This window comes from Corynebacterium sp. 122RC1, from assembly GCF_024580955.1.
Lineage (GTDB): Bacteria > Actinomycetota > Actinomycetes > Mycobacteriales > Mycobacteriaceae > Corynebacterium > Corynebacterium kozikiae.
In genome coordinates, this window is sequence record NZ_JANIKD010000002.1 from 106,549 (window position 1) to 131,382 (window position 24,834).

Genomic DNA, 24,834 nt, shown 5'->3' on the forward strand with positions numbered 1-24,834 from the left:
CCAAAGCTCCCGCAGTCAACGCGCGCAACCAAACCTACATTTTTGCCCTTCTGCCTGCTGATTTGTGTTCTTTGTGTGTGTCGGGTTAATCTTTGTGAGGCTTCAACGGAGCGGGCCGGTGTAAACCGGTGCGAATTGAAGAGGCTAGGCCCCCTTAGCTCAGTCGGCAGAGCGTTTCCATGGTAAGGAAAAGGTCGACAGTTCGATTCTGTCAGGGGGCTCTGTTCTTTTATCTGGGGTGCAGCTCCAGGTGAGGGAGATCTGGCGGTGTAGCTCAGTGGTAGAGCAAGCGACTCATAATCGCTGTGTCGCGAGTTCAATTCTCGCCATCGCTACGAGGATTGTTTCCTGCTACACTGCAGGAGCAACCCAGCCATAGGGGCGTAGTTCAATTGGTAGAGCAACGGTCTCCAAAACCGTAGGTTGCAGGTTCGAGTCCTGTCGCCCCTGCAAATCAAGGCCACCTTCCAACAGGGAGGTGGCCTTTGCAATGCGCCCCGAACGCAGCCCATTACAGCGCCCAAAGCACCGCTCGCACAAAATTTGGTATAGTAGTGCAGTTATGTGGCCGTTCCGTGGTCACCTGAGATTTTTTTGAGGAGAGCTGTGAGCGATCAACAGCCTGAAAACGTGGAGGCACCTCGCCCTACCGGTAAGCGTCAGTTGGCGGGCGTGAGCACTACTTCTACGGCTTCCTACGAATCCAAGCGCGTTGTGCCTGCGGAGGCGGAGGAGAAGAGCGGCAATAAGGTCGTGAGCTTCCTGCCTGAGGTTGTGCAGGAGATGCGCAAGGTGATTTGGCCTACTGCGAAGCAGATGGTGAATTACACCTTGATCGTGTTTGCTTTCCTCATTTTGATGACCGCCCTCGTCGCTGGCGTTGACTTCATCGTGGGCCTGGGAGTTGAGCGAGTGCTCACCTAGGGGCTATACTGGCAGCTAGTTTCTTCCCGCCGAATCCCAAGCACATCGCTTAGGCCGGCGGGATACGTTTTTCGTCTACACGCAGGAGAGACCAGCATGAGCAGCGAATCCACCACGGGCTCCTTCGCCGAGGCCTTCGAAGAGGCCGTCGATCAAGCAATTGAGGCAACCACGGCTGCCGACGCGGCCCAGGCCGAAGCCGAAGAGGCTGCAATCGCGGCAGGGGAGGCTGAGGAGCAGCCCGTTCAGGAGGCTGACTACGAAGCTGCCATTGCCAGCGAGCAGGCCGAACAACCTGAGGGTGAGGAGCCAGCGGATGAGGACGCCGAGTACAAGGCCCGCCTGCGCAAGTACACTCGTGAGCTCAAGAAGCTTCCTGGCCAGTGGTACATCGTGCAGTGCTACTCCGGCTACGAAAACAAGGTGAAGACCAACCTTGACATGCGCGCGCAGACCCTCGAAGTGGAAGACTCCATCTATGAGGTAGTGGTCCCCATCGAGCAGGCCCTGGAGATCCGCGATGGTAAGCGCAAGCTCGTGAAGCGCAAGCTGCTGCCGGGTTATGTGCTGGTTCGTATGGACATCAACGACCGTGCTTGGTCCGTGGTGCGCGACACTCCAGGTGTGACCAGCTTCGTGGGCAACGAAGGCAATGCCACCGCTGTAAAGCACCGCGACGTTGCCAAGTTCCTCATGCCACAGGAAGCCCTCGCCGCTGGTGCGGACGCAGCCGCCACCAACAACGAGGGCGAGAAGGTTGTGGCAATGCCAGGCGAGTCCACCAAGCCAAAGGTTGCCGTGGACTACCAGGTGGGCGAGGCCGTCACGATCCTCACCGGTGCATTGGCCAGCGTGTCCGCCACCATCAATGAGATCGACCATGAAAATGGCAAGATCCAGGCCCTGGTGTCCATCTTCGGCCGCGAGACCCCAGTGGAGCTCACCTTCGACCAGGTGGAGAAAATCTCTTAATAATCCCTCCCGACGCCGCCAGGCTGCCGCAACCACGCAGCGCCTTTGGCGGCGTCGTTTTGCTGTGCTAGGCTGGCTCCTTGCGCCTTGTGCGCACATATTCATTCATCCTCCGGTGGCTTGCGAAGGCGGGCATCCGGGCGTCACCAGGCTCAATCCATCAGGTTTGGGGGCGTGAACCTCAGGAAAGTTGGTACAACTGATGGCTCCAAAGAAGAAGAAGGTCACTGGCTTCATCAAGCTGCAGATCGAAGCAGGCCAGGCAAACCCAGCCCCACCAGTGGGCCCAGCTCTTGGTGCTCACGGCGTGAACATCATGGAGTTCTGCAAGGCTTACAACGCTGCAACTGAGTCCCAGCGTGGCAACGTGATCCCTGTTGAGATCACCGTCTACGAAGACCGCTCCTTCGACTTCAAGCTGAAGACCCCACCAGCAGCCAAGCTGCTGCTGAAGGCCGCTGGCCTGCAGAAGGGCTCCGGCGTTCCACACACCCAGAAGGTCGGCTCCGTGACCATGGATCAGGTCAAGGAAATCGCTCAGACCAAGATGGAAGACCTCAACGCCAATGACATCGAGAACGCTGCGCGCATCATCGCCGGCACCGCTCGTTCCATGGGCATCGAGGTCAAGGAATAATTTTTCACCCGTGGGAGGGCCCGCTTCGGCCCGCACCACATAAAATCAAAGGATTTTTACAATGAGCAAAAGGTCTAAGGCGTACAACGCACAGGCTGAAAAGGTAGATCGCTCCCGCCTCTACAGCCCACTCGAGGCTGCAAACCTGGTGAAGGAGACCTCCTCCAAGAACACCGACGCCACCGTGGACGTTGCAATCCGTCTCGGCGTTGACCCCCGCAAGGCTGACCAGCTTGTTCGCGGCACCGTCTCCCTGCCAAACGGCACCGGTAAGACCGTGCGCGTGGTTGTGTTCGCTGCTGGCGAGAAGGCAACCGAGGCTGAGGCTGCAGGCGCAGACGCAGTTGGCTCCGACGATCTGATCGAGAAGATCACCGGCGGCTGGACCGACTTCGACGTTGCAATCGCAACCCCAGACCAGATGGCAAAGGTGGGCCGCGTGGCTCGCGTGCTCGGCCCTCGTGGCCTCATGCCAAACCCTAAGACCGGCACCGTGACCACCGATGTGGCCAAGGCAATCGCCGACGTCAAGGGCGGCAAGATCTCCTTCCGCGTGGACAAGGCTTCCAACCTCCACGCAATCCTCGGCAAGGCTTCCTTCGGTGCTGAGGCACTGGCTGAGAACTACGGCGCGCTCATCGACGAGCTCAACCGCATCAAGCCATCCTCCTCTAAGGGTGTCTACATCAAGAAGGTCACCATGACCTCCACCTTCGGCCCAGGCGTTCCTGTGGATCCTTCTGTTCAGAAGAACTACACCGCCTAACAAACGGCTCATGCACTGCCCTCCCCACCACGCGAATGGGGGAGGGCAGTTGCCGTTTCAGGAGAGCTTATGAACGTCCAATCAAGCGGTCCCGCCGAACAATGCGCTAGGCTCTGTTTCAGTCCCAAACCCAAACTGGAGGAAGACGTATGACCTACCCCAACGATCCATTTGCAAACCAGCCAGGCGATCCAAACCAGCCGAACCAGCCATACAACCCCCAGGCCCCAGGTTCTGGAGCCGGTTTCGGTTTTGGTGGCACCCGCCCGGAGACGTACCTCGTGTGGACGATCCTGTCCACTCTGCTGTGCTGTTTGCCACTGGGCGCCGTGGGCATCTACTACTCCACCCGTGTGGATCGCTACTGGGGTGAGGGTCGTTTCGCAGAGGCAGAGGACGCATCCAAGAAAGCCAAGAATTTTGCAATCTGGAGCGCCGTTGCCGCTGTGGTTGTGATGGTGGCGTACCTGGGATTCATGTTTTTTGTTGGCGCATCCGGGATGTTGGACGACCCAACCCTGTAGATCGCATACACGCATACAACAGTGGATCTCCAAACCCGCTTCACGCACACCCCGGTTGGCCCGGCTCTCGTAGCAGCCGCGGCAATCTGCGGGTGTGCGTTCATTTACGCCGCGGACCCCACCACCCCAGGTGGCCCCATCCCGGTGTGCCCCACAAAGGCGCTGTTCGGCTTCAACTGCCCAGGATGTGGCTCCATGCGGATGCTGTATTCCCTCATGCATTTCGACGTGCCCAGCGCCCTTCACTACAACGCCCTAGGGCTGCTTGGGGTGGTGCTGGTGGGTTGGAGTTTTGTGGCGTGGGCCCTGGCTACGGTGGGGCGCCGGATTCCGCGGTGGGAGCATGCGCCGGGCGCGTCGTACATTCTGGGAGCTGCGCTGCTCCTGTGGTTCGTGCTGCGGCTCCTGCCGTGGGAACCATTTGTAAATTTGCAAGTGTGAATGCTTTGCGCTAGGGTAATCCGGTGAAGTTTGAAAGGGCTTGAATGCCCTCGCTCAAGTTTCACCAAAGACCGTCGGTTAGCGCGCGAGCGCTCGAAGGATTCCACCCCAATGGAACGGCCCACGCAGGAGTTACTTCAGCCGGAATCTTGCAGAAGATTGTGTGCCCTGTGCTCTTGCACGGGGTTTTTTGTTTGGCCAATTTTGGCCTGATGGAAAGCCTCGGCGGATGAACATGAAAACGTACATGAGGAAGGAGGCGAAGTAATGGCAAACCCAAAGAACGAACAATCTCTTGCAGAGCTCAAGAACCGCTTTGCTGAGACCGATGCATTCGTGCTCACTGAGTACCGCGGCCTGACCGTGGCTCAGACCACCGAGCTGCGTCGCGCTCTGGGTGCTGATGTCCAGTACTCCGTCGCCAAGAACACCCTTCTCAAGATCGCCGCTAAGGAAGCTGGCGTGGAGGGCCTGGACGAGCAGTTCGTTGGCCCAACCGCTGTTGCTTTCATCAAGGGCGAAGCTGTGGATGCCGCTAAGGCTCTCAAGAAGTTCGCTTCTGAGAACAAGGCATTTGTGGTCAAGGGTGGCTACATGGACGGCAACGCACTGAGCGCTGCTCAGGTGGATGCTATCGCCGAGCTGGACAACCGCGAGACCACTCTCGCAAAGCTGGCTGGTGCCATGAAGGGCAACTTGGCAAAGGCCGCTGGCCTGTTCAACGCTCCTGCTTCCCAGGTTGCACGCCTCGCGGCTGCACTCCAGGAAAAGAAGGACGCGTAAAGGCTGCCCGCCTTAAGGGCAACACTTTTCACACATACTTCGGTGCAAGGCCAGCGAGCGGAGCACCACCCAAGAAAGGAACACCATTATGGCTAAGCTCACCAAGGACGAGCTGATTGAGGCTTTCAAGGAGATGACCCTGATCGAGCTCTCCGAGTTCGTCAAGGAATTCGAAGAGGTCTTCGAGGTTACCGCTGCTGCTCCAGTTGCAGTTGCTGCTGCAGGCGCTGCTGGTGGCGACGCTGCTGCTGCCGCTGAGGAGAAGGACGAGTTCGACGTTGTTCTCGAGGACGCTGGCGCTAAGAAGATCGGCGTGATCAAGGCTGTTCGCGAGATCATCTCCGGCCTGGGCCTGAAGGAAGCTAAGGAGCTCGTTGAGGGCGCACCTAAGGCTATCCTCGAGGGCGCATCCAAGGATGACGCTGAGGCTGCTAAGGCTAAGCTCGAAGAGGCAGGCGCAAAGGTTACCCTCAAGTAATCACTTGCTTTTTCCACTCCTCCGCCACACGGCGGGGGAGTTTTTGCATGTCCGCCCCTAACATCCGCAGGGACTTGAGCTGCACGCACCGCGGGTGCGGGCACCCATTGGGTAGAATCAGGCCTTATGCTTCCGAAGTCGCGCATTATTTCCGTGTTGGTCATGGGCCTGGGGTTGGCACTGGTTGCCTGGGGGATTCTATGGCCGCGGATGGTCACCATGGATGCACGGCTGCCCCTGGACTTGGAGCACACCACATTCAGCTTGGTGGACCCGGCCGCCGAGGTAGCCAACGCGGAAGGCCCAACTGAAACTCGCATCACCGAGCTCACCCGCCAGGTCCACTTTGACCTACAGCCACCGGTAAGCAAAGACACGGTGGCGGTGCGGGCCGGGGTAAGTGTGTTCGCGGGCTCAACGGATGAGCTGGATAACCTCCAAAGCGCCAGCGTGTGGTCTTACCAAATGGAGCGTGCAAGCGGCATGCCCACCACGGATGCAACGGTGAGCACCCAACTCGCCAGCCCCACTGAAGAGGTCCCGTTGGATGGCCTCTGGCTGAAGTTCCCCACGGACGCCCAGCAAACGGAATATCCGGTGTTCGACCCAGTGCTGCGCACCTCCGCCCCCGCCATCTTCACCGAAGAACTCGAGCAAGACGGCAGGGTAGTGTACCGCTACCTGCAGGAAATCGAGCCGGTGAACCTCGCCCAAACCACCGGCGTCCTGGGCTCTGCGCTCACAATCGGCGAACAGCAAGTAGAGCTCTACTACCAGGCCACCCGCGAGTTCACCGTGGACGCCACCTCCGGGCTCGTGCTCAACATCCATGAGCAGACGGACAGCTACTACGCACAGCAGGACGGGCAGCGCGTGGCAACGGCGTTGCGTACCGACGCGCAAATGACCGAACAAGACCAGGCGGCCATGCGGGCTCAGGCCGCAGGTGTGTCGGACGGCAACATTGCCCGTATGAGTAACTACATTGTGATCGGAGTCGGATCACTCCTGGCGGTGCTCGGCCTGATTGGTGCCTACGCGGGAGGCAGGCGTCAAGAAGGGAATGAAACACGCTAAGCGCGTGGGTGCCGCGGATGCCCGCGGCTGCTGTATAGTGTGCCGCGTACGTTCCGGCATCTCGATCACCGCCTTCGCCGCTGGACTGCCTGCGGGAGCCTGAGGCCTTGGGCGCGTCGGAAATGAGCCGCAATGGGGGGGTTGCGCTTTGCTTTGTTGTGCGCTAACGTAGTTCGTTGCGCTGGGGCCAAACCAGCATAGTTCGACGACCTTGATCAGAAGGCTGAAAAAGCCGGATTTGACAAGGTCATTCCGTGCTATGTGGGTAAGAGGGCCCCTCAGCAGACCGAAATGCTCAATTACCAGCGGTTTTGGCGGCCAATATTGCGGGGCCGCCATCCGCGTGAGGTGCTGGAAGGACCCATCTTGGCAGTCTCCCGCCAGACCAAGGCCGAAATCCCTGGGGCTCCGGAACGTTATTCGTTCGCAAAGATCACGGAACCAATCGAGGTCCCAGGACTACTTGATATTCAGCTCGACTCCTTTGCTTGGCTGATTGGTACGCCTGAGTGGCGTGCACGTCAGCAGGAGGAGTTGGGTGAAGGCGTCCGCGTCACAAGCGGACTGGAGGATATCTTGGAGGAGCTTTCTCCTATCCAGGATTACTCCGGCAACATGTCTTTGTCTCTCTCGGAGCCACGCTTCGAGGACATGAAGAACACCATTGATGAGTGTAAAGACAAGGACATCAACTACTCCGCGCCACTGTATGTGACCGCTGAGTTCATTAACAACGACACCCAGGAAATTAAGTCCCAGACCGTGTTCATTGGCGACTTCCCAATGATGACGGACAAGGGCACGTTCATCGTGAACGGCACTGAGCGTGTTGTGGTGTCCCAGCTCGTGCGCTCCCCAGGTGTGTACTTTGATCAGACGATCGATAAGTCCACCGAGCGTCCACTGCATGCCGTGAAGGTGATCCCTTCCCGCGGTGCGTGGCTCGAGTTCGATGTGGACAAGCGCGACACCGTCGGCGTGCGCATCGACCGCAAGCGCCGCCAGCCCGTAACTGTGCTGCTCAAGGCCCTCGGTTGGACCACTGAGCAGATCACTGAGCGTTTCGGCTTCTCCGAAATCATGATGTCCACCCTCGAGGCAGACGGTGTGGCAAATACCGACGAAGCCCTGTTGGAGATCTACCGCAAGCAGCGTCCAGGCGAGCAGCCAACCCGCGACCTCGCACAGTCTTTGCTGGACAACTCCTTCTTCCGCGCAAAGCGCTACGACCTCGCCAAGGTGGGCCGCTACAAGGTCAACCGCAAGCTCGGCTTGGGTGGGGACAACGAGGGCTTGCTGACCCTCACCGAAGAAGACATCGCCACCACCATCGAGTACCTGGTGCGCCTGCACGCAGGTGAGACCACGATGACCAGCCCAACCGGCGAGGTCATTCCGGTGGAGACGGATGACATTGACCACTTTGGTAACCGTCGTCTGCGTACCGTCGGTGAGCTCATCCAGAACCAGGTCCGCGTGGGTCTTTCCCGTATGGAGCGCGTGGTTCGCGAGCGCATGACCACCCAGGATGCGGAGTCCATCACTCCTACTTCCCTGATCAACGTGCGCCCAGTGTCTGCATCCATCCGCGAGTTCTTTGGTACCTCCCAGCTCTCGCAGTTCATGGACCAGAACAACTCCCTTTCCGGTCTCACCCACAAGCGCCGCCTCTCAGCACTCGGCCCAGGTGGTCTGTCCCGTGAGCGCGCTGGCATTGAGGTGCGCGACGTGCACCCATCCCACTACGGCCGCATGTGCCCAATTGAGACCCCCGAAGGTCCAAACATCGGTCTGATTGGCTCCCTGGCCTCCTACGGCCGCGTGAACGCCTTCGGCTTCATTGAGACCCCATACCGCAAGGTCGTGGACGGAGTTGTCACCGACGAGGTGCACTACCTCACCGCTGACGAGGAAGACCGCTACGTTGTGGCCCAGGCAAACACCCCAGTGGATGCCCAGGGCAAGATCACCGAGGACCGCGTGACCGTGCGCGTGAAGAACGGTGAGATCAAGGTGGTCTCCGGCACTGAGATCGACTACATGGACGTCTCCCCACGCCAGATGGTGTCCGTGGCAACCGCAATGATTCCGTTCCTGGAGCACGACGACGCAAACCGTGCCCTCATGGGCGCGAACATGCAGCGCCAGGCTGTGCCACTGGTCCGCTCTGAGGCTCCATTCGTGGGCACCGGTATGGAAAAGCGCGCAGCCTACGATGCGGGCGACCTCATCATCTCCAAGAAGTCTGGTGCAGTGGAGAATGTCTCCGCTGACTTCATCACCATCATGGACGATGAAGGTATCCGCGATACCTACATGCTGCGCAAGTTCGAGCGCACCAACCAGGGCACCTCTTACAACCAGAAGCCGCTGGTCAACATCGGCGACCGCGTTGAAGCCGGCCAGGTTATTGCTGACGGCCCAGGTACCCACAACGGTGAAATGGCACTCGGCCGCAACCTGCTGGTGGCGTTCATGCCATGGGAAGGCCACAACTACGAGGACGCAATCATCCTCAACCAGCGCCTTGTGGAAGAGGACATCCTGACCTCCATTCACATCGAGGAGCATGAGATCGACGCCCGCGAAACCAAGCTGGGCGCCGAAGAGATCACCCGCGACATCCCGAACGTCTCCGAGGACGTGCTCAAGGACCTTGACGAGCGTGGCATCGTGCGCATTGGTGCCGACGTCCGCGACGGCGACATCCTGGTGGGCAAGGTCACCCCGAAGGGTGAAACCGAGCTCACCCCAGAAGAGCGCCTGCTGCGCGCCATCTTCGGTGAGAAGTCCCGCGAGGTGCGTGACACCTCCATGAAGGTGCCACACGGTGAGACCGGTAAGGTCATCGGCGTTCGCCGCTTCTCCCGCGAAGACGACGACGATCTGGCCCCAGGCGTCAATGAGATGATCCGCGTCTACGTTGCCCAGAAGCGCAAGATTCAGGACGGCGACAAGCTGGCCGGCCGCCACGGCAACAAGGGTGTGGTTGGCAAGATCCTGCCTCAGGAAGACATGCCGTTCATGCCAGACGGCACCCCAGTGGACATCATCCTGAACACCCACGGTGTGCCACGCCGTATGAACATCGGCCAGGTGCTTGAGGTTCACCTGGGTTGGCTCGCAGCCGCAGGCTGGGAGATTGACACCCAGGACCCAGCAAACGCCGAGCTGATGAACATGCTGCCTGAGGATCTCTACAGCGTTCCTGCTGGCTCCCTCACCGCAACCCCAGTGTTCGACGGCGCTTCCAATGAGGAGCTCGCCGGCCTGCTCGCCAACTCCCGCCCGAACCGCGACGGCGACGTGATGGTGGACTCCGACGGCAAGGCCCAGCTCTTCGACGGCCGCTCCGGTGAACCTTTCCCATACCCAGTCTCGGTTGGCTACATGTACATCCTGAAGCTGCACCACCTGGTTGATGAGAAGATTCACGCACGCTCCACCGGCCCATACTCCATGATTACCCAGCAGCCACTGGGTGGTAAGGCACAGTTCGGTGGTCAGCGCTTCGGCGAAATGGAGGTGTGGGCAATGCAGGCATACGGCGCTGCCTACACGCTCCAGGAGCTGCTCACCATCAAGTCCGATGACGTGGTGGGCCGCGTGAAGGTGTACGAGGCAATCGTGAAGGGCGAGAACATCCCAGATCCGGGCATCCCCGAGTCCTTCAAGGTGCTGCTCAAGGAGCTTCAGTCCCTGTGCCTGAACGTGGAGGTCCTCTCCGCAGACGGCACCCCGATGGAACTGTCCGGCTCTGACGACGACGAATTCGACCAAGCGGGTGCGTCGTTGGGCATTAACCTCTCGCGCGACGAGCGTTCCGACGCCGACATCGCCTAACGCCAGGTCTGCCAGGCTGCGGCGTTGCGGCCCCACGGGGCTGGGCAGCGCTGCACACCTGGTAGGCGGAAACAGTCCTTTTTAAGATTCATTTACGATCCCCAGAAAACCCTGGGGGAAAGGGAGTTACGTGCTAGACGTCAACTTCTTCGACGAGCTCCGCATCGGCCTGGCCACTGCCGACGACATCCGCCGTTGGTCCAAGGGCGAGGTCAAGAAGCCGGAGACCATCAACTACCGCACCCTCAAGCCAGAGAAGGACGGCCTGTTCTGCGAGCGCATCTTCGGCCCCACCCGTGACTGGGAGTGCCAGTGTGGCAAGTACAAGCGCGTGCGCTACAAGGGCATCATCTGTGAGCGCTGTGGCGTTGAGGTGACCAAGTCCAAGGTCCGCCGTGAGCGCATGGGCCACATCGAGCTCGCTGCACCAGTGACCCACATTTGGTACTTCAAGGGCGTGCCTTCCCGCCTGGGCTACCTTTTGGACCTCGCGCCAAAGGACCTGGAGCGCATCATCTACTTCGCTGCGAACATCATCACCAGCGTTGATGAGGAAGCCCGCCACAACGACCTCTCCACCCTGGAAGCAGAGATGCTCCTGGAGAAGAAGGACGTTGAGGCAGATGCAGAGTCCGAGATCGCAGAGCGCGCCCAGAAGCTTGAAGAAGACCTCGCCGAGCTGGAGGCTGCCGGTGCAAAGGCCGACGCCTCCAACAAGGTGCGCAAGGCTGCTGAGAAGGAAATGCAGCACATCCGCGAGCGCGCCGAGCGTGAGATCGATCGCCTCGATGAAATCTGGAACACCTTTGTGAAGCTTGCTCCAAAGGAGATGATCATCGATGAGACCATCTACGAGGAGCTCGTTGACCGCTACGAGGATTACTTCACCGGCGGCATGGGCGCAGAGGCCATCCAGACCCTGATCCGCAACTTCGACCTCGACGCCGAGGCCGAGGTCCTGCGCGAGATCATCAACAACGGCAAGGGCCAGAAGAAGATCCGCGCCCTGAAGCGTCTCAAGGTTGTGGCAGCGTTCCAGCGCTCCGGCAACGACCCCGCAGGCATGGTGCTGGATTGCATCCCAGTGATCCCGCCTGAGCTTCGCCCAATGGTGCAGCTCGACGGTGGCCGTTTTGCAACCTCAGACCTCAACGACCTCTACCGTCGTGTGATCAACCGCAACAACCGCCTCAAGCGCATGATCGATCTCGGTGCCCCTGAGATCATCGTGAACAATGAGAAGCGCATGCTGCAGGAGTCCGTGGACGCGCTGTTCGATAACGGCCGTCGCGGCCGCCCAGTGACCGGCCCAGGTACCCGCCCACTGAAGTCCCTGAGCGACCTGCTCAAGGGCAAGCAGGGCCGATTCCGCCAGAACCTGCTGGGTAAGCGCGTGGACTACTCCGGCCGCTCCGTGATCATCGTTGGTCCGCAGCTCAAGCTGCACGAGTGTGGTCTGCCTAAGCTCATGGCTTTGGAGCTGTTCAAGCCGTTCGTGATGAAGCGCCTGGTGGAAAACTCCTACGCGCAGAACATCAAGAGCGCAAAGCGCATGGTGGAGCGCCAGCGCCCAGAGGTGTGGGACGTGCTCGAAGAGGCAATTGCCGAGCACCCAGTGATGCTCAACCGCGCACCAACCCTGCACCGCCTGGGTATCCAAGCCTTCGAGCCAAAGCTCATCGAAGGCAAGGCAATCCAGCTGCACCCGCTTGCTTGTGAGGCGTTCAACGCTGACTTCGACGGTGACCAGATGGCAGTCCACCTGCCACTGTCCGCTGAGGCACAGGCTGAGGCGCGCGTGCTCATGCTCGCCTCCAACAACATCCTCTCCCCAGCATCCGGCAAGCCGCTGGCCATGCCACGTCTGGACATGGTGACCGGCCTGTACTACCTCACCATGGACAAGGGTGCGCAGGAATTCGGCGGCCAGGGCGCCTACGCTCCGGCAAACGAGCAGGGCCCAGCAACGGGTGTGTACTCCTCCTACGCTGAGGCCATCATGGCCTACGACCGCGGCGTGCTTGGCCTGCAGGCCAAGATCAAGGTGCGCATCTCCCACCTGCGCCCACCGGCAGATGTTGAGGCAGAGCAGTTCCCAGATGGTTGGAAGCAGGGTGAAACCTGGCTTGCAGACACCACCCTGGGCCGCGTGATGTTCAACGACCTCCTCCCATGGAACTACCCATACCTCGAAGGTGTGATGGTTCGTAAGGGTGGCGGCACGGACAAGATCATGCTCGGCGACGTCATCAACGACCTCGCTGCCAAGTACCCAATGATCACCGTGGCACAGACCATGGACAAGATGAAGGACGCCGGCTTCTACTGGGCAACCCGTTCCGGTGTGACCATCGCGATGTCCGACGTGCTCGTCCTGCCAAACAAGAACGAAATGCTTGAGGCATACGAGTCCGAGGCCCGCAAGATCGAGCGCAAGTTCTACGAGCAGGGTGCACTCACCGAGCGTGAGCGCTACGACCGCCTGGTGGAGCTGTGGAAGAACGCCACCGACGAGGTTGGTAAGGCAGTTGAGGAACTGTACCCAGATGACAACCCGATCCCTATGATCGTGAAGTCCGGTGCAGCAGGTAACATGCGCCAGATCTGGACCCTTGCCGGCATGAAGGGCATGGTTGTGAACTCCAAGGGTGACTACATCACCCGCCCAATCAAGACCTCCTTCCGTGAAGGTCTTTCGGTGCTGGAGTACTTCAACAACTCCCACGGTTCCCGTAAGGGCCTGGCCGACACCGCTCTGCGTACCGCAGACTCCGGCTACCTCACCCGCCGTCTCGTGGACGTGGCACAGGACGTCATCGTTCGCGAAGAAGACTGCGGCACCCGCCAGGGCATCCGCGTACCAGTTGCGGTGGCAAACAAGGACGCTGAGGGCAACGTCACCGGCTACTCCGCACACACCCTCATCGAGACTTCCGTCTCCGGGCGTGTGGTGGCCACCGACATCAAGGATTCCGACGGCAACGTGTTGGTTGCAGCCGGTGAAAACCTCACCGACCCAATGATTGATGAGCTCGTTGCAGCAGGTATCGAAGAGGTCAAGGTGCGCTCCGTGCTCACCTGCCAGACCCCAACCGGTGTGTGTGCAAAGTGCTACGGCAAGTCCATGGCCACCGGCAAGCTGGTGGACATCGGCGAGGCAGTGGGCATCGTGGCTGCACAGTCCATTGGTGAGCCTGGTACCCAGCTCACCATGCGTACCTTCCACCAAGGTGGTGTGGGTGGCGACATCACCGGTGGTCTCCCACGTGTCCAAGAGCTGTTCGAGGCCCGCGTGCCAAAGAACCGAGCCCCAATCGCCTCCGTGGCGGGCACCGTGCACTTGGAAGATGAAGGCAACTTCTACACCCTCACAATTACGCCGGACGACGGATCCGATAACGTCGTGTACGAGAAGCTGTCCAAGCGCCAAGGCTTGGCATCTACTCGCGTGCCAATGGAGTCCAACCCAGGTGCGTTCATTGAGCGCACCCTGGCTGAGGGCGACCACGTAGAGGTTGGCCAGCGTCTCCTGCGTGGTCCTGCTGATCCGCACGACGTGCTCGAGGTGCTCGGCCGCCGTGGTGTGGAGCAGCACCTGGTGGACGAGGTGCAGGACGTGTACCGCGCCCAGGGTGTGGCTATCCACGACAAGCACATCGAGATCATCATCCGCCAGATGCTGCGCCGCGGCACCGTGATCGAATCCGGTTCCACCGAGTTCCTCCCAGGCACCCTGGTGGATCTCTCCGAGGCTAAGGCAGCAAACGCCGAGGCAATCGCAGAGGGCGGCCAGCCAGCAGAGCTGCGTTCCGAGATCATGGGTATTACCAAGGCCTCCCTGGCAACCGAGTCCTGGCTCTCCGCGGCCTCCTTCCAGGAGACCACCCGCGTGCTCACCGACGCCGCGATCAACAAGCGTTCCGACAAGCTCATCGGCCTGAAGGAAAACGTGATCATCGGTAAGTTGATCCCAGCCGGTACCGGCATCGCCCGCTACCGCAACATCACGGTCAAGCCAACCGAGGCTGCACGCAACGCCGCATACTCGATCCCAACCCTTGGCGACTCGATCTACGGCGACGACGGCTACGGCGAATTCACTGGCGCATCCGTGCCACTCGACGAGGCCTTCGACCTCTAAAGCCGCTTCGCAGATCGCGAGCGCAACCCGCCCCTCATGGGCAATCCTGAGAAATCAGGATTGCCCATGAGGGGCATTTTCATTCCCCTCATGAGCATAGGGGTGTGGCAGTGGGGAAGCGGGACAGCGCGAGGCAGGCGGTGTCCATGAGGGGAGGGGAAGTTCTTTCAAGTTGTTTCGGAGTTGTTTCATGCTTCCGGCTTAACGCCAAGCCACCGCCAGCTGCCCGCCGAGACGGGGCGCCAATCCAAGACCGTCACCGAGAGCACTCGGCTTGATATGTCGAATATTTCCAGAAAATTCGACACGTTTGCAGGATGTGTCGAATGGCTAAACATATCTTGCCAGGCGGGCAACGATGCCGATGATACTCGCAGGTTGTCGGCCAATTTTGAAACAATTGCTTGGGTGAAGCTAAGCGTTTATCATTGTGACATCTTGGGCCATGTGTCGAATATTTAGTGAAAATTCGACACATCACCGCAACATATTTAATCTTTGGATATGTACCAAACTCTTCCAGATCAACCAGCATTCGACCCAGCCAAGCCCTTCAATGGGTTGCCGCCCCTTCCGCCGGGTGTTCCATTAGAAACCCCACAAGTTTTGAAGAACGTCATTAAGGCGCGAGAAGCACTGGCGGAGCTTAAGATGGCATGTCGGCTGATCCCGAACCCTTTGGTCCTCACCAATACGATCCCACTGCGAGAGGCGCGAGCGTCGAGCGAGATTGAAAATATAGTCACTACGAATGACGAACTCTTCCGTGCCGCCTGGCTGGTGGACCAGGCGCCTAGTCCCGCCACCAAGGAGGCGATTAGATATAAGAACGCCCTCCATGAGGGGATTCGAGCTCTAGAAAGCCGTCCGCTTTCAATCCGAACTGCTGAATTGGTTTGTAAGAGTCTTCAGGGAGGCCCATCGCCTATTCGCTCTACTCCAGGTACCTACATTGGTGATTCACAGGCCTCAAAGAGGATCTATACGCCCCCGGAGGGGCGAGATGTGATTCTTGATCATCTTGCGTTGTGGGAGAGGTTCATCTATTCCGACCATGGGCTTGACCCCATTGTTCTCATGGCAGTGACTCACTACCAGTTTGAAGCCATCCACCCTTTCCATGACGGAAACGGGCGCACAGGACGCATCCTAAACATCCTGTTGCTCATGCAAGAGGAGCTCTTGACGGCTCCAGTTCTGTATCTTTCGGGCTTTATTGTGGAAAACAAGTCCGAGTACTACCGACTTTTACGGGAGGTTACGTCTGAAGGGAATTGGGAAGCTTGGGTTTTGTTCATGGTTAGGGCAGTGGAATCATCCGCACGCAACGCGCTAGCGCTCATAAACGATCTCCGAGATGCCCAAGATGAAGTGGCAGACGCCATTCGCGGAGTTGGAATCGGCCCGGCTAAAGATTTGGCAGAACTGCTATTCATTAATCCTTACCTGCGCATCTCCAATGTTGTTGAAGCTGGTCTGGTGAAGCGTCAGCAGGCTACGGCGTGGCTGAATTCCTTGACTGAGGCAGGCCTACTAAGCGATGTGAAGGTGGGCCGTGAACGCCTATTCATCAATGACAAGGCGCTCTCTGTACTCACTCGCGCGTAGAGCACGCAATCCCAAACTCACCCCCGAGTAACATGACACCCATGCAAACGATCGTGCCGAATATCTGGTGCAACAGCAACGCCCTTGAGGTGGCTGAACACTACGCAACAATCTTCCCCAACACCGAGATTACGAACGTGGTGCGCTATCCCACGGAGGGCCTGCTGGATTTTCAGCAGCCGATGGCGGGCCAGCCGCTCACGGTGGATGTGGAGATTCAGGGCTACCAGCTCACCCTCATCAATGCGGATGATACTTTCCGTCCGAACCCCTCCATCAGCTTCATGGTGACCAGCGCAAACAAGCAGCTCACCCAAGCGCTGTGGGACGGTCTCCATGAGGGGGGAAGGGTGCTGATGGACTTGGCGGAATACCCCTTCAACCCCTTCTACGGCTGGGTGGAGGATAAGTTCGGCGTGTCTTGGCAGCTCATGACCTCCCCGGATGCGGAGACCTACATTTACCCGAGCCTGATGTTCTGCGGCCGCGCCCAGAACCGTGCTCATGAGGCGATTCAGCGTTATGTGGAGGTGATCGACGGCTCCGCGATCGAGCAGGTGGTCACCTATGCTGATTTTGGCCATGAGCTCGGCGGCGTGATCACAAAGGATTCCGTAGTGTTTTCCACCTTCACCCTTGCCGGTCAGAAGTTCGGCGCGATGGATTCCGCGGTGCCCCAGGACTTCGACTTCGACTGCGGCCTCGCCCTCCTCGTCAACGCCCACGGCCAGGAGCAGCTTGATCGCTACTGGAATGCCCTCTCCGCGGTCCCCGAGGCAGAGCGCTGCGGCTGGTTGCGCGACGAGTTCGGCCTCGCCTGGGAAATCGTCCCCGACAACCTCGACGAACTCATGTCCCGCCCCGGCGCCTATGAAAAGCTCATGAGAATGGGCAAAATCATCATCGCCGACTTCTAACCCCACCCCACGAGCTCACACTTTCGCCCTCCATCAGTTAGAATCCTTTAAGAAAGTTTCATCACTACTAAGGAGACCTCATGATCATTCCTATCCCCATCCTCGTTGAAGGCTTCACCTCCTCTCTTCCAGAGATCTTCAACTTCTACGCACAGTGGGCCCCAATCTTCACCGGCATCTCTGCGCTGATCAACGCTCCGCTGTTCTCCGTCTAAGAACACGCTTCCCGACGCCGCCAGCGCCCCACAATTCAGGCGCCCCGCGGCGTTGCGGTTCAAGGAAAGTGCCCTGCTTCGGCAGGGCACTTTTTGTTGCGCCAAATGAGCCCCGGTTCGGTAACTCTAGAGTGGCGCGCCCTAACCAGGACCTTTCGGTTCGGCTGCACCGTTTTTTGCGCAAGGTGTCCTGGTTAGGGTTTTTCTGCTGGATGCCGGCCCTTGCGCCCTAAGGAGGACACGTTTCGGTGTTCCGGTGCGGGTTTGGCGCAAGGTGTCCTGGTTAGGGTTCGCCCGCGCCAACCCCACCACCCCGCGCGCCCTTAGGAGGACACCTTTCTATTTCCCTGCACGAATATCACCAAAGGTGTCCTGCTTAGGGCGTGCCACGCCGCAAACGCTCCGCCCTCACCCCAACACCCAGCCCGAAGCTCCGCTTAGCTCACAACCATCCCCACGAACCCAGCGGCGAGGACTACGGCCCAGGCAGGGGCGCCGCGCCAAAGGAAAATGCCGGCGGCGGCAGCAATGAGGGCGCTGGTGAGGTCGGTGATTCCGTGTGCGATCACGGGGTCCCAGAGCGCCGCGCCGAGCAGCCCCACGACGGCTGCGTTGATGCCGCGCAGGGCACGTTGGATCCAGGCGAGCGCAGCGAGGCGTGTCCATACGGGCATGATTGCGGCGAGCAGGAGGAATGAGGGCGCGAAGATCGCCAGGGTTGCCACGAGTGCGCCCCATGCGCCGCCGGTTGCCGCGCCGAGGTAGCTGGCCAGCGTAAACAGGGGCCCAGGCATTGCCTGCGCGAGGCCGTAGCCGGCGAGGAAGGTGGGGGCGTCGAGTTGAGTGAGCACCAGATCCGCCTCCAGCATGGGCAGCACCACGTGCCCGCCGCCAAACACCAACGCGCCCGCCCGCAGGTACGGGCCCCACCAGAAGAAGGAAGATGCGATCAGCAGTGCCACCAGCGCGATCGCCGCGACCGGAGCCCACCCGACGCGCCCCGCAGGCGGTGGGGAAGTGGGGGTGCTGGGGGCGTCGGGAAGCATAAGAGAGATCAGCGCCCCGGCTGCGATGCAGAAGAGTTGCATCCAGGCGTGCGGCGCGGCGATGAGGGCGGCGGCGGTTGCGAGTGCGATCAGGGCGGAGGGCACGGTGCTCGCGAGCGTTTTTGCCATGGCGATTAGCGCGATCACCACCACGGCGACGGCAGCGGCCATGAGGCCTTTGGTGGCGTTTTCGAGGAAGGGGAGGGAGGTGGCCGCCGCCATAATCACCGCCGACGGCGCCGTGAAGCCCACAAACGCTGCGAGCATCCCCAGGCCACCGGAGCGGCGCCACCCGATCGCCATGCCCACCTGGCTCGACGCGGGCCCCGGCAGAAACTGGCACAGCGCAACGATGTCGGCGTAGCTCGCGTCCGAAAGCCAGCGGCGCTTGGCCACAAATTCTTGGCGGAAGTAGCCAAGGTGGGCGGTGGGGCCGCCGAAACTCGTGAGGCCAAGCAGGGTAAACGCTTTCAGGACGTCTATCGACGCGCGCAGGGTTCCAGCCATGCCCTTGATGCTAGGCGGATCGCGGTGCAGGAGGTGAGCTACACCCTATTGCTTACCTACTTGACCAAAACGTTTCACCTCAGCGCCCCCGGGAGTTCATTTTCCGCTGAGAAAGTTCTTCTTTGTGTCCGATGTCCAGTCCGTCAAGTCCGCCCAGCCCGGTCAGTCCGGCCAACCAGCCCAGACCGCCCAGCCAAAGGCAACAAAGTCAGCGCCGAGCGAACGCACGCTCCTCACCAGGGAGTGGTTGCTGGCTGCCTTGTTCTTGCTGCCCAACCTCGTGCTGCTCGCGGTGTTCACCTACCGGCCGCTGCTGGACAACATTCGGCTGAGCTTCTTTGAGTGGAATATCTCGAGCCCCACCTCCCGATTCATCGGGTTGGCCAACTATCGTGAGTGGTTCACCAGGCCAGACACCCTGGTGGTCCTCAAGAACACCTTGTTCTTTACGTTCTTTGCCGTGGTGGGCTCGATGGTGTTGGGTCTTGTACTGGCGCTGCTGCTGGACCAAAAGCTCAAGGGGCGCAACTTTACGCGCTCGGTGATTTTCGCCCCCTTCGCCATCTCCGGGGCGGCCGTGGGCATCGCCTTCCAATTTATCTTCGACCCCAACTTCGGGCTCGTCCAAGACCTCCTGCAACGGGTCGGTGTGACGGCCCCGAATTTCTACCAGATCCCCTCATGGGCACTGGTGATGGTGACCTTCACCTTCGTGTGGAAGAACCTGGGCTACACCTTCGTGATCTACCTCGCCGCGCTGCAGGGCCTGGACAAGAATCTGGATGAAGCCGCGCTGGTTGATGGCGCGAAATGGTGGACCAAGTTCACCAGGGTCACGCTGCCGCAACTGCGCCCCACCACCTTCTTCCTCTCCATCACCGTCACCCTCAACTCGGTGCAGGTTTTCGACATCATCAACGTCATGACCCGCGGCGGCCCACAGGGAAATGGCACGCAAACCCTGGTGTTCCAGGTCTACTTTGAAACCTTCCACAACTTCCGCGCCGGATACGGGGCAACAGTGGCCACCATCTTGTTCCTTATCCTCCTGGCAATCACGTTGGTGCAAGTGCGCATCATGGATAGGAGGCAGCGATGAGCTACGCCAATACGCACGCCAGCCAAAGCGGCGAAACCCGGCACGCCAGCCGCGCGGCTCGGCTGGAACTAGTGAAGAAGACAGCTGGTTACGTCGGAATGGCCTGCGCCCTTTTGATGGTGGGCCTGCCGCTGCTGTGGATCGTCCTGACCAGTCTCAAGATGCGCCAGGAGATCTACACACAGCCGGTCACATGGTGGCCGTCGAGCTTCGAGTGGAGCAACTATCACACAGCGCTTACCGACGTCCCCTTCTGGCAGTACTTGCGCAACTCGATCATCGTCACGGTGGTGCTTTGCGTGGTGAAGGTGGTCCTCGGTGTGCTTTCGGCCTACGCGCTGGCGATCCTGCGTTTCCCGGGCCACAATTTGGTGTTCATCGTGGTGATCTCGGCGCTCATGGTGCCCAGCGAGATCACGGTGATTTCCAATTACGCGCTGGTCAACGGTCTCGGGTGGCGCAACACCTTCCAGGGCATCATCGTGCCGCTGGCGGGTGTGGCCTTTGGCACCTTCCTGATGCGCAACCACTTCCTTTCGCTCCCTCATGAGCTCGTGGAAGCCGCCCGCATGGACGGCGCCGGGCCGATCAAGTTGCTCACCCGAGTGCTGTTACCGGTTTCTCTGCCCACGCTTTCAGCATTCGCGGTGATCACCATGGTCAATGAATGGAACCAGTACTTGTGGCCGTTCATTATGTCCGACACCGAGGCCGTAGCAACCCTGCCCATCGGCCTCACCATGTTGCAAAACAACGACGGCGTGACCAACTGGGGTCCGGTGATGGCGGCAACCATCCTCACCATCGTCCCAGTTCTCATCATCTTCCTGGCCCTACAGAAATACATGATTAAGGGCCTGACCACGGGTGCAGTCAAGGGCTAGCACCTCGGCTACACATCCTGATCGCACACAAACACTCGCAAATAAGGAGCACTTTCGTGTCTGCAAACAACCTCAAGCTCTCCCGCCGCAACTTCCTGGCCATCATGGGTGTGGCCGGTGGTTCGGCAACCCTCGCGGCCTGCGCCGGCACCTCCTCCACAGCACCGGAAGCAGCTTCCGGCGATTCCTCCGCAGCTGGTGGCAGCGGGGAAGTGACCTCCCTGACCTGGTGGTCCAATCACCCCGCGAAGTCCAAGGACGTGGAGCTGGAGCTCATCTCTCGCTTCGAGCAGGAAAACCCAGGCATCACGATCAACTTGGTAGACGGCGGTAAGAACTACGAGGAGCTCGCCCAGAAGTTCAACGCGGCGCTGACCGGCACCGACCTGCCGGACATCGTGGTGCTTTCCGACGTCTGGTGGTTCAACTTTGCCCTGAACAAACAGATCACACCGGTCAACGAGCTGGTCGCCGAGGCCGGCATCGATCCTTCCACTTACGTTGACTCCCTCTACGGTGACTACGAGTTGGATGGCAACTACTATGCCTTCCCATTCGCCCGCTCCACTCCGCTGTTCTACTACAACAAGGAGATGTGGGCTGCCGCAGGCCTGCCTGATCGTGGCCCGGAGTCCTGGGAGGAGATGGATGAGTGGGGCGCCAAGCTCAAGGAAACTCTGGACGCCAACCAGGTGGGTCACGTCTGGGGCAACGCCGCAGACTACCTGGCCTGGACCTTCGAGGGGCCAATGTGGACGCTCGGCGGCTCCTACTCTGACGGCTGGGATTTGAAGTTCAACGACCCAGCAACCATCAAATCCGTGGAGTGGCTGCGTGATACCGCCGCTGACGGCGGCTACGCTCGCGTTTCCGCAAACCATGTGCAGGATTTCTCCGCGGGGCTTGCGGCCTCGGCAATCGCTTCTACCGGCGATCTCTCCGGCATCCTGGCGGATTCCACCTTTGAGGTGGGCACCGCGGCCCTGCCGAACCCCAACGGCGACGGCGGCTGCCCCACCGGCGGTGCCGGCCTGGCGATCCCCGCTGGTATTTCCCAAGAACGCAAGGTGGCTGCAGCGAAGTTCATCGACTTCATCACCAACCTGCGAAACACCACCTACTGGTCCCGCGAGGTGGGGTACATGCCAGTGCGCAAGGACGCCGCCAGCGACCCTGAGCAGAAGGCATTCCTGGAGGAGAACCCGAACTACCAGACCGCGCTTGACCAGTTGCCGCATACCCGTTCCCAGGATTACGCGCGCGTGTTCATCCCTGGCGCAGACACCCGCATTGGCGGCGCGTTTGAAAAGATCCTGGTCCAGGGTGCGGACGTCACCGAAACCATGGATGAACTGCAAAAGGATGTGCAGTCCATCTACGACGTCCAGATCAAGCCCAACCTCTAAGTAGCACCCACCCCATCCGTTGAAAGGCCAACCACGTGGCAAGCGTAAGTTTTGAAAACGTCACCAGAACGTACCAAAAAGGCAATCCGCCGGCGGTGGATCAGCTCAATCTGGATATCGCCGACGGCGAATTTTTGGTACTGGTTGGCCCTTCCGGGTGTGGTAAATCCACCTCGCTGCGGATGCTCGCGGGGCTTGAGCCTACCGACGCAGGCCGCATCCTCATCAACGGCACCGACGCCACGGGGCTCAGCCCAATCGGGCGAGATATCGCCATGGTGTTCCAAAACTACGCGCTGTACCCCAACATGACGGTTGCTCAGAATATGGGTTTTGCCCTGCGCAACCTGGGCATGGCCAAGTCCGATGTGCAGGCAAAGGTGGCCGAGGCTGCGGAAATGTTGGAACTCACGCCTCTGTTGGGGCGCAAACCCGCGCAGCTTTCCGGTGGACAGCGCCAGCGCGTGGCAATGGGCCGGGCGATCGTGCGTGATCCCGCAGTGTTCTGCATGGACGAACCACTTTCCAATCTGGACGCCAAACTGCGGGTATCTACTCGCGCGCAGGTGTCTGCGCTGCAAAAGCGCCTGGGTACCACCACGGTCTATGTCACCCATGACCAGGTGGAGGCCATGACCATGGGGGATAGGGTAGCGGTGCTGAAGTCCGGCACGCTCCAGCAGGTAGCGCCGCCAAAAGAACTCTACAATGACCCCGCGAATGCCTTCGTAGCAGGCTTTATCGGCTCGCCGGCAATGAATCTCTTTGACACAACACTCACGGAGCAGGGCGTTGCCCTGGGAAACATCACCGTACCCATCACCCCGCAGCAGCGGGCCCAGGCTAACGGGCAAATTCTCGCGGGTGTGCGTCCGGAACACCTGCGAATCACCGAAAGCGGGCATTCAACCGGCCTGGAACTTAAGGTTTCCCACGTGGAAGAGCTCGGCCACGAGGCCTACGCTTACTGCGAACACCCCTCGCTGCACAACACCAGCAACAACTTTGGCAACGTTATTGTGTTCGACCCCCACAGCAGTGTCCATGAGGGGCAAACCATTCGGGTTGAGGTGGACCCGATGCACCTCTACCTGTTCGACGCCACAACGGGCCAGCGCATCCGCTAAAAGGCAATCAAGACATCAACCAGCCCACCGCACAGCCACCACCGTACCGACCCTGCCGCGCTGTCAGGTGCGGGCGCTGGCGGCGTCGGAAGGGCGTCGGAAGGGCTCTGTAAGGAACAAGAGAAAAAGAAATATTTTGCAACCCCCGCGGCGTGTGATAGGGTCTCGGGAAGTCCCATGTGCATATGTGGGAGCCTGTCATTCTGGCTGTGTGAGCAGCCATGGATGTTCTAGGAAAGTGCGGAAGCGGCCCCGGAAAAGAGCCCCTTTTTTGGTTTGTCTGGGTTAATTTCCCGGTCGGATGTGCGCGGGCGGCAACGCCCAGCTCGCAGCCCGCAGCTCGCCGTCCGGCCTCGCTCCGCGCTTGACTCCTAGGTAAGCACAGGAAAACGTATTAGAAGTTTCTAGAAAGACGGTTCATGCCAACTATTCAGCAGCTCGTCCGCAAGGGCCGCCACGATAAGACTGCAAAGGTGAAAACTGCAGCTCTGAAGGGTTCCCCTCAGCGTCGTGGCGTGTGCACCCGTGTGTACACCACTACTCCTAAGAAGCCTAACTCCGCTCTGCGTAAGGTTGCCCGTGTGCGCCTGACCTCCGGCATCGAGGTTTCCGCTTACATCCCAGGTGAGGGCCACAACCTCCAGGAGCACTCCATGGTGCTCGTGCGTGGCGGTCGTGTGAAGGACCTCCCAGGTGTTCGCTACAAGATCATCCGTGGCGCTCTGGATACCCAGGGTGTGAAGGACCGTAAGCAGGCTCGTTCCCGCTACGGCGCAAAGAAGGAGAAGTAATCAATGCGTAAGAATGCAGCTCCAAAGCGCCCAGTAGTCAAGGATCCAATCTACGGATCTGAGGTTGTTACCCAGCTCGTGAACAAGGTTCTCCTGGACGGCAAGAAGTCCACCGCGCAGCGCATCGTGTACGGCGCACTGGACATCTGCAAGGAGAAGACCGGAACCGATCCAGTTCTGACCCTGGAGAAGGCCCTCGGCAACATCAAGCCTGACCTCGAGGTTCGCTCCCGCCGCGTGGGTGGCGCTACCTACCAGGTGCCAGTTGAGGTTCGCCCAGCACGTGCGAACACCCTCGCCCTGCGTTGGTTGGTGACCTTCACCCGCCAGCGTCGTGAGAACACCATGATCGAGCGCCTTGCTAACGAGATCCTGGACGCAGCCAACGGCCTCGGTGCTTCCGTGAAGCGCCGCGAGGACACCCACAAGATGGCAGAGGCCAACCGCGCCTTCGCTCATTACCGCTGGTAATTCGCATGGTCCCAGCCTGTTCGCTCCGCTTGCCGACGCCCCCAAGGTCCGCCCTTGGTTGCGGCGGGCAGGGGGCTGCAAGGTTGGGACATTCGCGTATTTCCTAGAGTGTGTACCACCTTGCGCTGAGAAAAAGGCGCAGGTTTGGCACTATAGAACGCGACACAAATCCACAAC

At 59.9% G+C, this 24,834-nt stretch carries 21 protein-coding genes and 3 tRNA genes; 23 read left to right on the forward strand and 1 reads right to left on the reverse strand.

Annotated elements, in window-relative coordinates; all coding sequences use genetic code 11:
• Positions 1 to 148 precede the first annotated feature (148 nt).
• From NQ050_RS01420 to NQ050_RS01500, 17 genes are all read left to right on the forward strand, one after another.
• Positions 149 to 221: transfer RNA gene (locus tag NQ050_RS01420), tRNA-Thr, on the forward strand.
• A 42-nt stretch (positions 222 to 263) separates the two neighbouring features.
• Positions 264 to 335 (forward strand) — tRNA-Met (locus NQ050_RS01425).
• 42 nt (positions 336 to 377) lie between these two features.
• Positions 378 to 450 (forward strand) — tRNA-Trp (locus NQ050_RS01430).
• Between the two features lie 156 nt (positions 451 to 606).
• Entirely contained in the window at positions 607 to 924 is a 318-nt protein-coding gene (gene secE / locus NQ050_RS01435) for a preprotein translocase subunit SecE (RefSeq protein ID WP_257037467.1), read from the forward strand.
• 96 nt (positions 925 to 1,020) lie between these two features.
• Entirely contained in the window at positions 1,021 to 1,896 is an 876-nt protein-coding gene (nusG, locus tag NQ050_RS01440) for a transcription termination/antitermination protein NusG (protein WP_257037468.1), read from the forward strand.
• Between the two features lie 202 nt (positions 1,897 to 2,098).
• On the forward strand, positions 2,099 to 2,533 hold the full coding sequence (rplK, locus tag NQ050_RS01445) for a 50S ribosomal protein L11 (protein WP_257037469.1): 435 nt from the start codon (positions 2,099 to 2,101) through the stop codon (positions 2,531 to 2,533).
• 61 nt (positions 2,534 to 2,594) lie between these two features.
• The gene (gene rplA / locus NQ050_RS01450) at positions 2,595 to 3,299 is read left to right on the forward strand and encodes a 50S ribosomal protein L1 (RefSeq protein WP_257037470.1); all 705 of its coding nucleotides are present in this window, start codon (positions 2,595 to 2,597) and stop codon (positions 3,297 to 3,299) included.
• 149 nt (positions 3,300 to 3,448) lie between these two features.
• Complete coding sequence (locus NQ050_RS01455; protein WP_257037471.1) at positions 3,449 to 3,823, forward strand: CD225/dispanin family protein; 375 nt, start codon at positions 3,449 to 3,451, stop codon at positions 3,821 to 3,823.
• A 21-nt stretch (positions 3,824 to 3,844) separates the two neighbouring features.
• Entirely contained in the window at positions 3,845 to 4,264 is a 420-nt protein-coding gene (locus NQ050_RS01460; RefSeq protein ID WP_257037472.1) for a DUF2752 domain-containing protein, read from the forward strand.
• Between the two features lie 267 nt (positions 4,265 to 4,531).
• Complete coding sequence (gene rplJ, locus NQ050_RS01465; RefSeq protein ID WP_257037473.1) at positions 4,532 to 5,047, forward strand: 50S ribosomal protein L10; 516 nt, start codon at positions 4,532 to 4,534, stop codon at positions 5,045 to 5,047.
• Between the two features lie 88 nt (positions 5,048 to 5,135).
• Entirely contained in the window at positions 5,136 to 5,525 is a 390-nt protein-coding gene (gene rplL, locus NQ050_RS01470) for a 50S ribosomal protein L7/L12 (protein ID WP_257037474.1), read from the forward strand.
• Positions 5,526 to 5,651: 126 nt separating this feature from the next.
• A complete protein-coding gene (locus NQ050_RS01475; RefSeq protein WP_257037475.1) occupies positions 5,652 to 6,602 on the forward strand; it encodes a DUF3068 domain-containing protein in 951 nt (316 codons plus the stop codon).
• 348 nt (positions 6,603 to 6,950) lie between these two features.
• A complete protein-coding gene (locus NQ050_RS01480; RefSeq protein WP_257037477.1) occupies positions 6,951 to 10,445 on the forward strand; it encodes a DNA-directed RNA polymerase subunit beta in 3,495 nt (1,164 codons plus the stop codon).
• Between the two features lie 130 nt (positions 10,446 to 10,575).
• Complete coding sequence (locus NQ050_RS01485) at positions 10,576 to 14,586, forward strand: DNA-directed RNA polymerase subunit beta' (protein WP_257037479.1); 4,011 nt, start codon at positions 10,576 to 10,578, stop codon at positions 14,584 to 14,586.
• 504 nt (positions 14,587 to 15,090) lie between these two features.
• Entirely contained in the window at positions 15,091 to 16,194 is a 1,104-nt protein-coding gene (locus tag NQ050_RS01490; RefSeq protein ID WP_257037480.1) for a Fic family protein, read from the forward strand.
• Between the two features lie 41 nt (positions 16,195 to 16,235).
• Positions 16,236 to 17,111 (forward strand): VOC family protein, encoded by an 876-nt coding sequence (locus NQ050_RS01495; RefSeq protein WP_257037482.1) that lies wholly within the window; start codon positions 16,236 to 16,238, stop codon positions 17,109 to 17,111.
• A gap of 80 nt (positions 17,112 to 17,191) precedes the next feature.
• Positions 17,192 to 17,326 carry a hypothetical protein gene (locus NQ050_RS01500; protein WP_257037483.1) on the forward strand — a complete coding sequence of 45 codons (135 nt, stop codon included), beginning with the start codon at positions 17,192 to 17,194 and terminating at the stop codon, positions 17,324 to 17,326.
• Positions 17,327 to 17,763: 437 nt separating this feature from the next.
• Here the strand turns inward: NQ050_RS01500 and chrA are convergent, their stop codons facing one another.
• On the reverse strand, positions 17,764 to 18,879 hold the full coding sequence (chrA, locus tag NQ050_RS01505) for a chromate efflux transporter (protein ID WP_257037484.1): 1,116 nt from the start codon (positions 18,877 to 18,879) through the stop codon (positions 17,764 to 17,766).
• Positions 18,880 to 19,126: 247 nt separating this feature from the next.
• Here chrA and NQ050_RS01510 point away from each other — a divergent pair, with 247 nt between their 5' ends.
• The 6 genes from NQ050_RS01510 to rpsG all read left to right on the forward strand — a co-directional run bounded on the left by NQ050_RS01510 (position 19,127) and on the right by rpsG (position 24,657).
• Positions 19,127 to 19,978 (forward strand): carbohydrate ABC transporter permease, encoded by an 852-nt coding sequence (locus NQ050_RS01510; RefSeq protein ID WP_257037558.1) that lies wholly within the window; start codon positions 19,127 to 19,129, stop codon positions 19,976 to 19,978.
• Between the two features lie 98 nt (positions 19,979 to 20,076).
• Positions 20,077 to 20,862, forward strand: a complete 786-nt coding sequence (locus NQ050_RS01515; protein ID WP_257037559.1) for a carbohydrate ABC transporter permease — start codon at positions 20,077 to 20,079, stop codon at positions 20,860 to 20,862.
• 104 nt (positions 20,863 to 20,966) lie between these two features.
• Positions 20,967 to 22,268, forward strand: coding sequence for an ABC transporter substrate-binding protein (locus NQ050_RS01520; protein ID WP_257037560.1), 1,302 nt, complete (start codon positions 20,967 to 20,969; stop codon positions 22,266 to 22,268).
• Between the two features lie 35 nt (positions 22,269 to 22,303).
• Complete coding sequence (locus NQ050_RS01525) at positions 22,304 to 23,395, forward strand: sn-glycerol-3-phosphate ABC transporter ATP-binding protein UgpC (RefSeq protein WP_257037485.1); 1,092 nt, start codon at positions 22,304 to 22,306, stop codon at positions 23,393 to 23,395.
• A 419-nt stretch (positions 23,396 to 23,814) separates the two neighbouring features.
• The gene (rpsL, locus tag NQ050_RS01530) at positions 23,815 to 24,186 is read left to right on the forward strand and encodes a 30S ribosomal protein S12 (protein ID WP_025251882.1); all 372 of its coding nucleotides are present in this window, start codon (positions 23,815 to 23,817) and stop codon (positions 24,184 to 24,186) included.
• 3 nt (positions 24,187 to 24,189) lie between these two features.
• A complete protein-coding gene (gene rpsG / locus NQ050_RS01535) occupies positions 24,190 to 24,657 on the forward strand; it encodes a 30S ribosomal protein S7 (protein ID WP_257037487.1) in 468 nt (155 codons plus the stop codon).
• Positions 24,658 to 24,834: the final 177 nt, after the last annotated feature.

Bases quoted from the DNA above. Each gene is read 5' to 3' on its own strand.
- nusG (WP_257037468.1), top strand. From the start codon at position 1,021: ATGAGCAGCGAATCCACCACGGGCTCCTTCGCCGAGGCCTTCGAAGAG.
- rplK (WP_257037469.1), top strand. From the start codon at position 2,099: ATGGCTCCAAAGAAGAAGAAGGTCACTGGCTTCATCAAGCTGCAGATC.
- rplA (WP_257037470.1), top strand. From the start codon at position 2,595: ATGAGCAAAAGGTCTAAGGCGTACAACGCACAGGCTGAAAAGGTAGAT.
- NQ050_RS01455 (WP_257037471.1), top strand. From the start codon at position 3,449: ATGACCTACCCCAACGATCCATTTGCAAACCAGCCAGGCGATCCAAAC.
- rplJ (WP_257037473.1), top strand. From the start codon at position 4,532: ATGGCAAACCCAAAGAACGAACAATCTCTTGCAGAGCTCAAGAACCGC.
- rplL (WP_257037474.1), top strand. From the start codon at position 5,136: ATGGCTAAGCTCACCAAGGACGAGCTGATTGAGGCTTTCAAGGAGATG.
- NQ050_RS01475 (WP_257037475.1), top strand. From the start codon at position 5,652: ATGCTTCCGAAGTCGCGCATTATTTCCGTGTTGGTCATGGGCCTGGGG.
- NQ050_RS01490 (WP_257037480.1), top strand. From the start codon at position 15,091: ATGTACCAAACTCTTCCAGATCAACCAGCATTCGACCCAGCCAAGCCC.
- NQ050_RS01495 (WP_257037482.1), top strand. From the start codon at position 16,236: ATGCAAACGATCGTGCCGAATATCTGGTGCAACAGCAACGCCCTTGAG.
- NQ050_RS01500 (WP_257037483.1), top strand. From the start codon at position 17,192: ATGATCATTCCTATCCCCATCCTCGTTGAAGGCTTCACCTCCTCTCTT.
- chrA (WP_257037484.1), bottom strand. From the start codon at position 18,879: ATGGCTGGAACCCTGCGCGCGTCGATAGACGTCCTGAAAGCGTTTACC.
- NQ050_RS01515 (WP_257037559.1), top strand. From the start codon at position 20,077: ATGGCCTGCGCCCTTTTGATGGTGGGCCTGCCGCTGCTGTGGATCGTC.
- NQ050_RS01520 (WP_257037560.1), top strand. From the start codon at position 20,967: ATGGGTGTGGCCGGTGGTTCGGCAACCCTCGCGGCCTGCGCCGGCACC.
- rpsL (WP_025251882.1), top strand. From the start codon at position 23,815: ATGCCAACTATTCAGCAGCTCGTCCGCAAGGGCCGCCACGATAAGACT.
- rpsG (WP_257037487.1), top strand. From the start codon at position 24,190: ATGCGTAAGAATGCAGCTCCAAAGCGCCCAGTAGTCAAGGATCCAATC.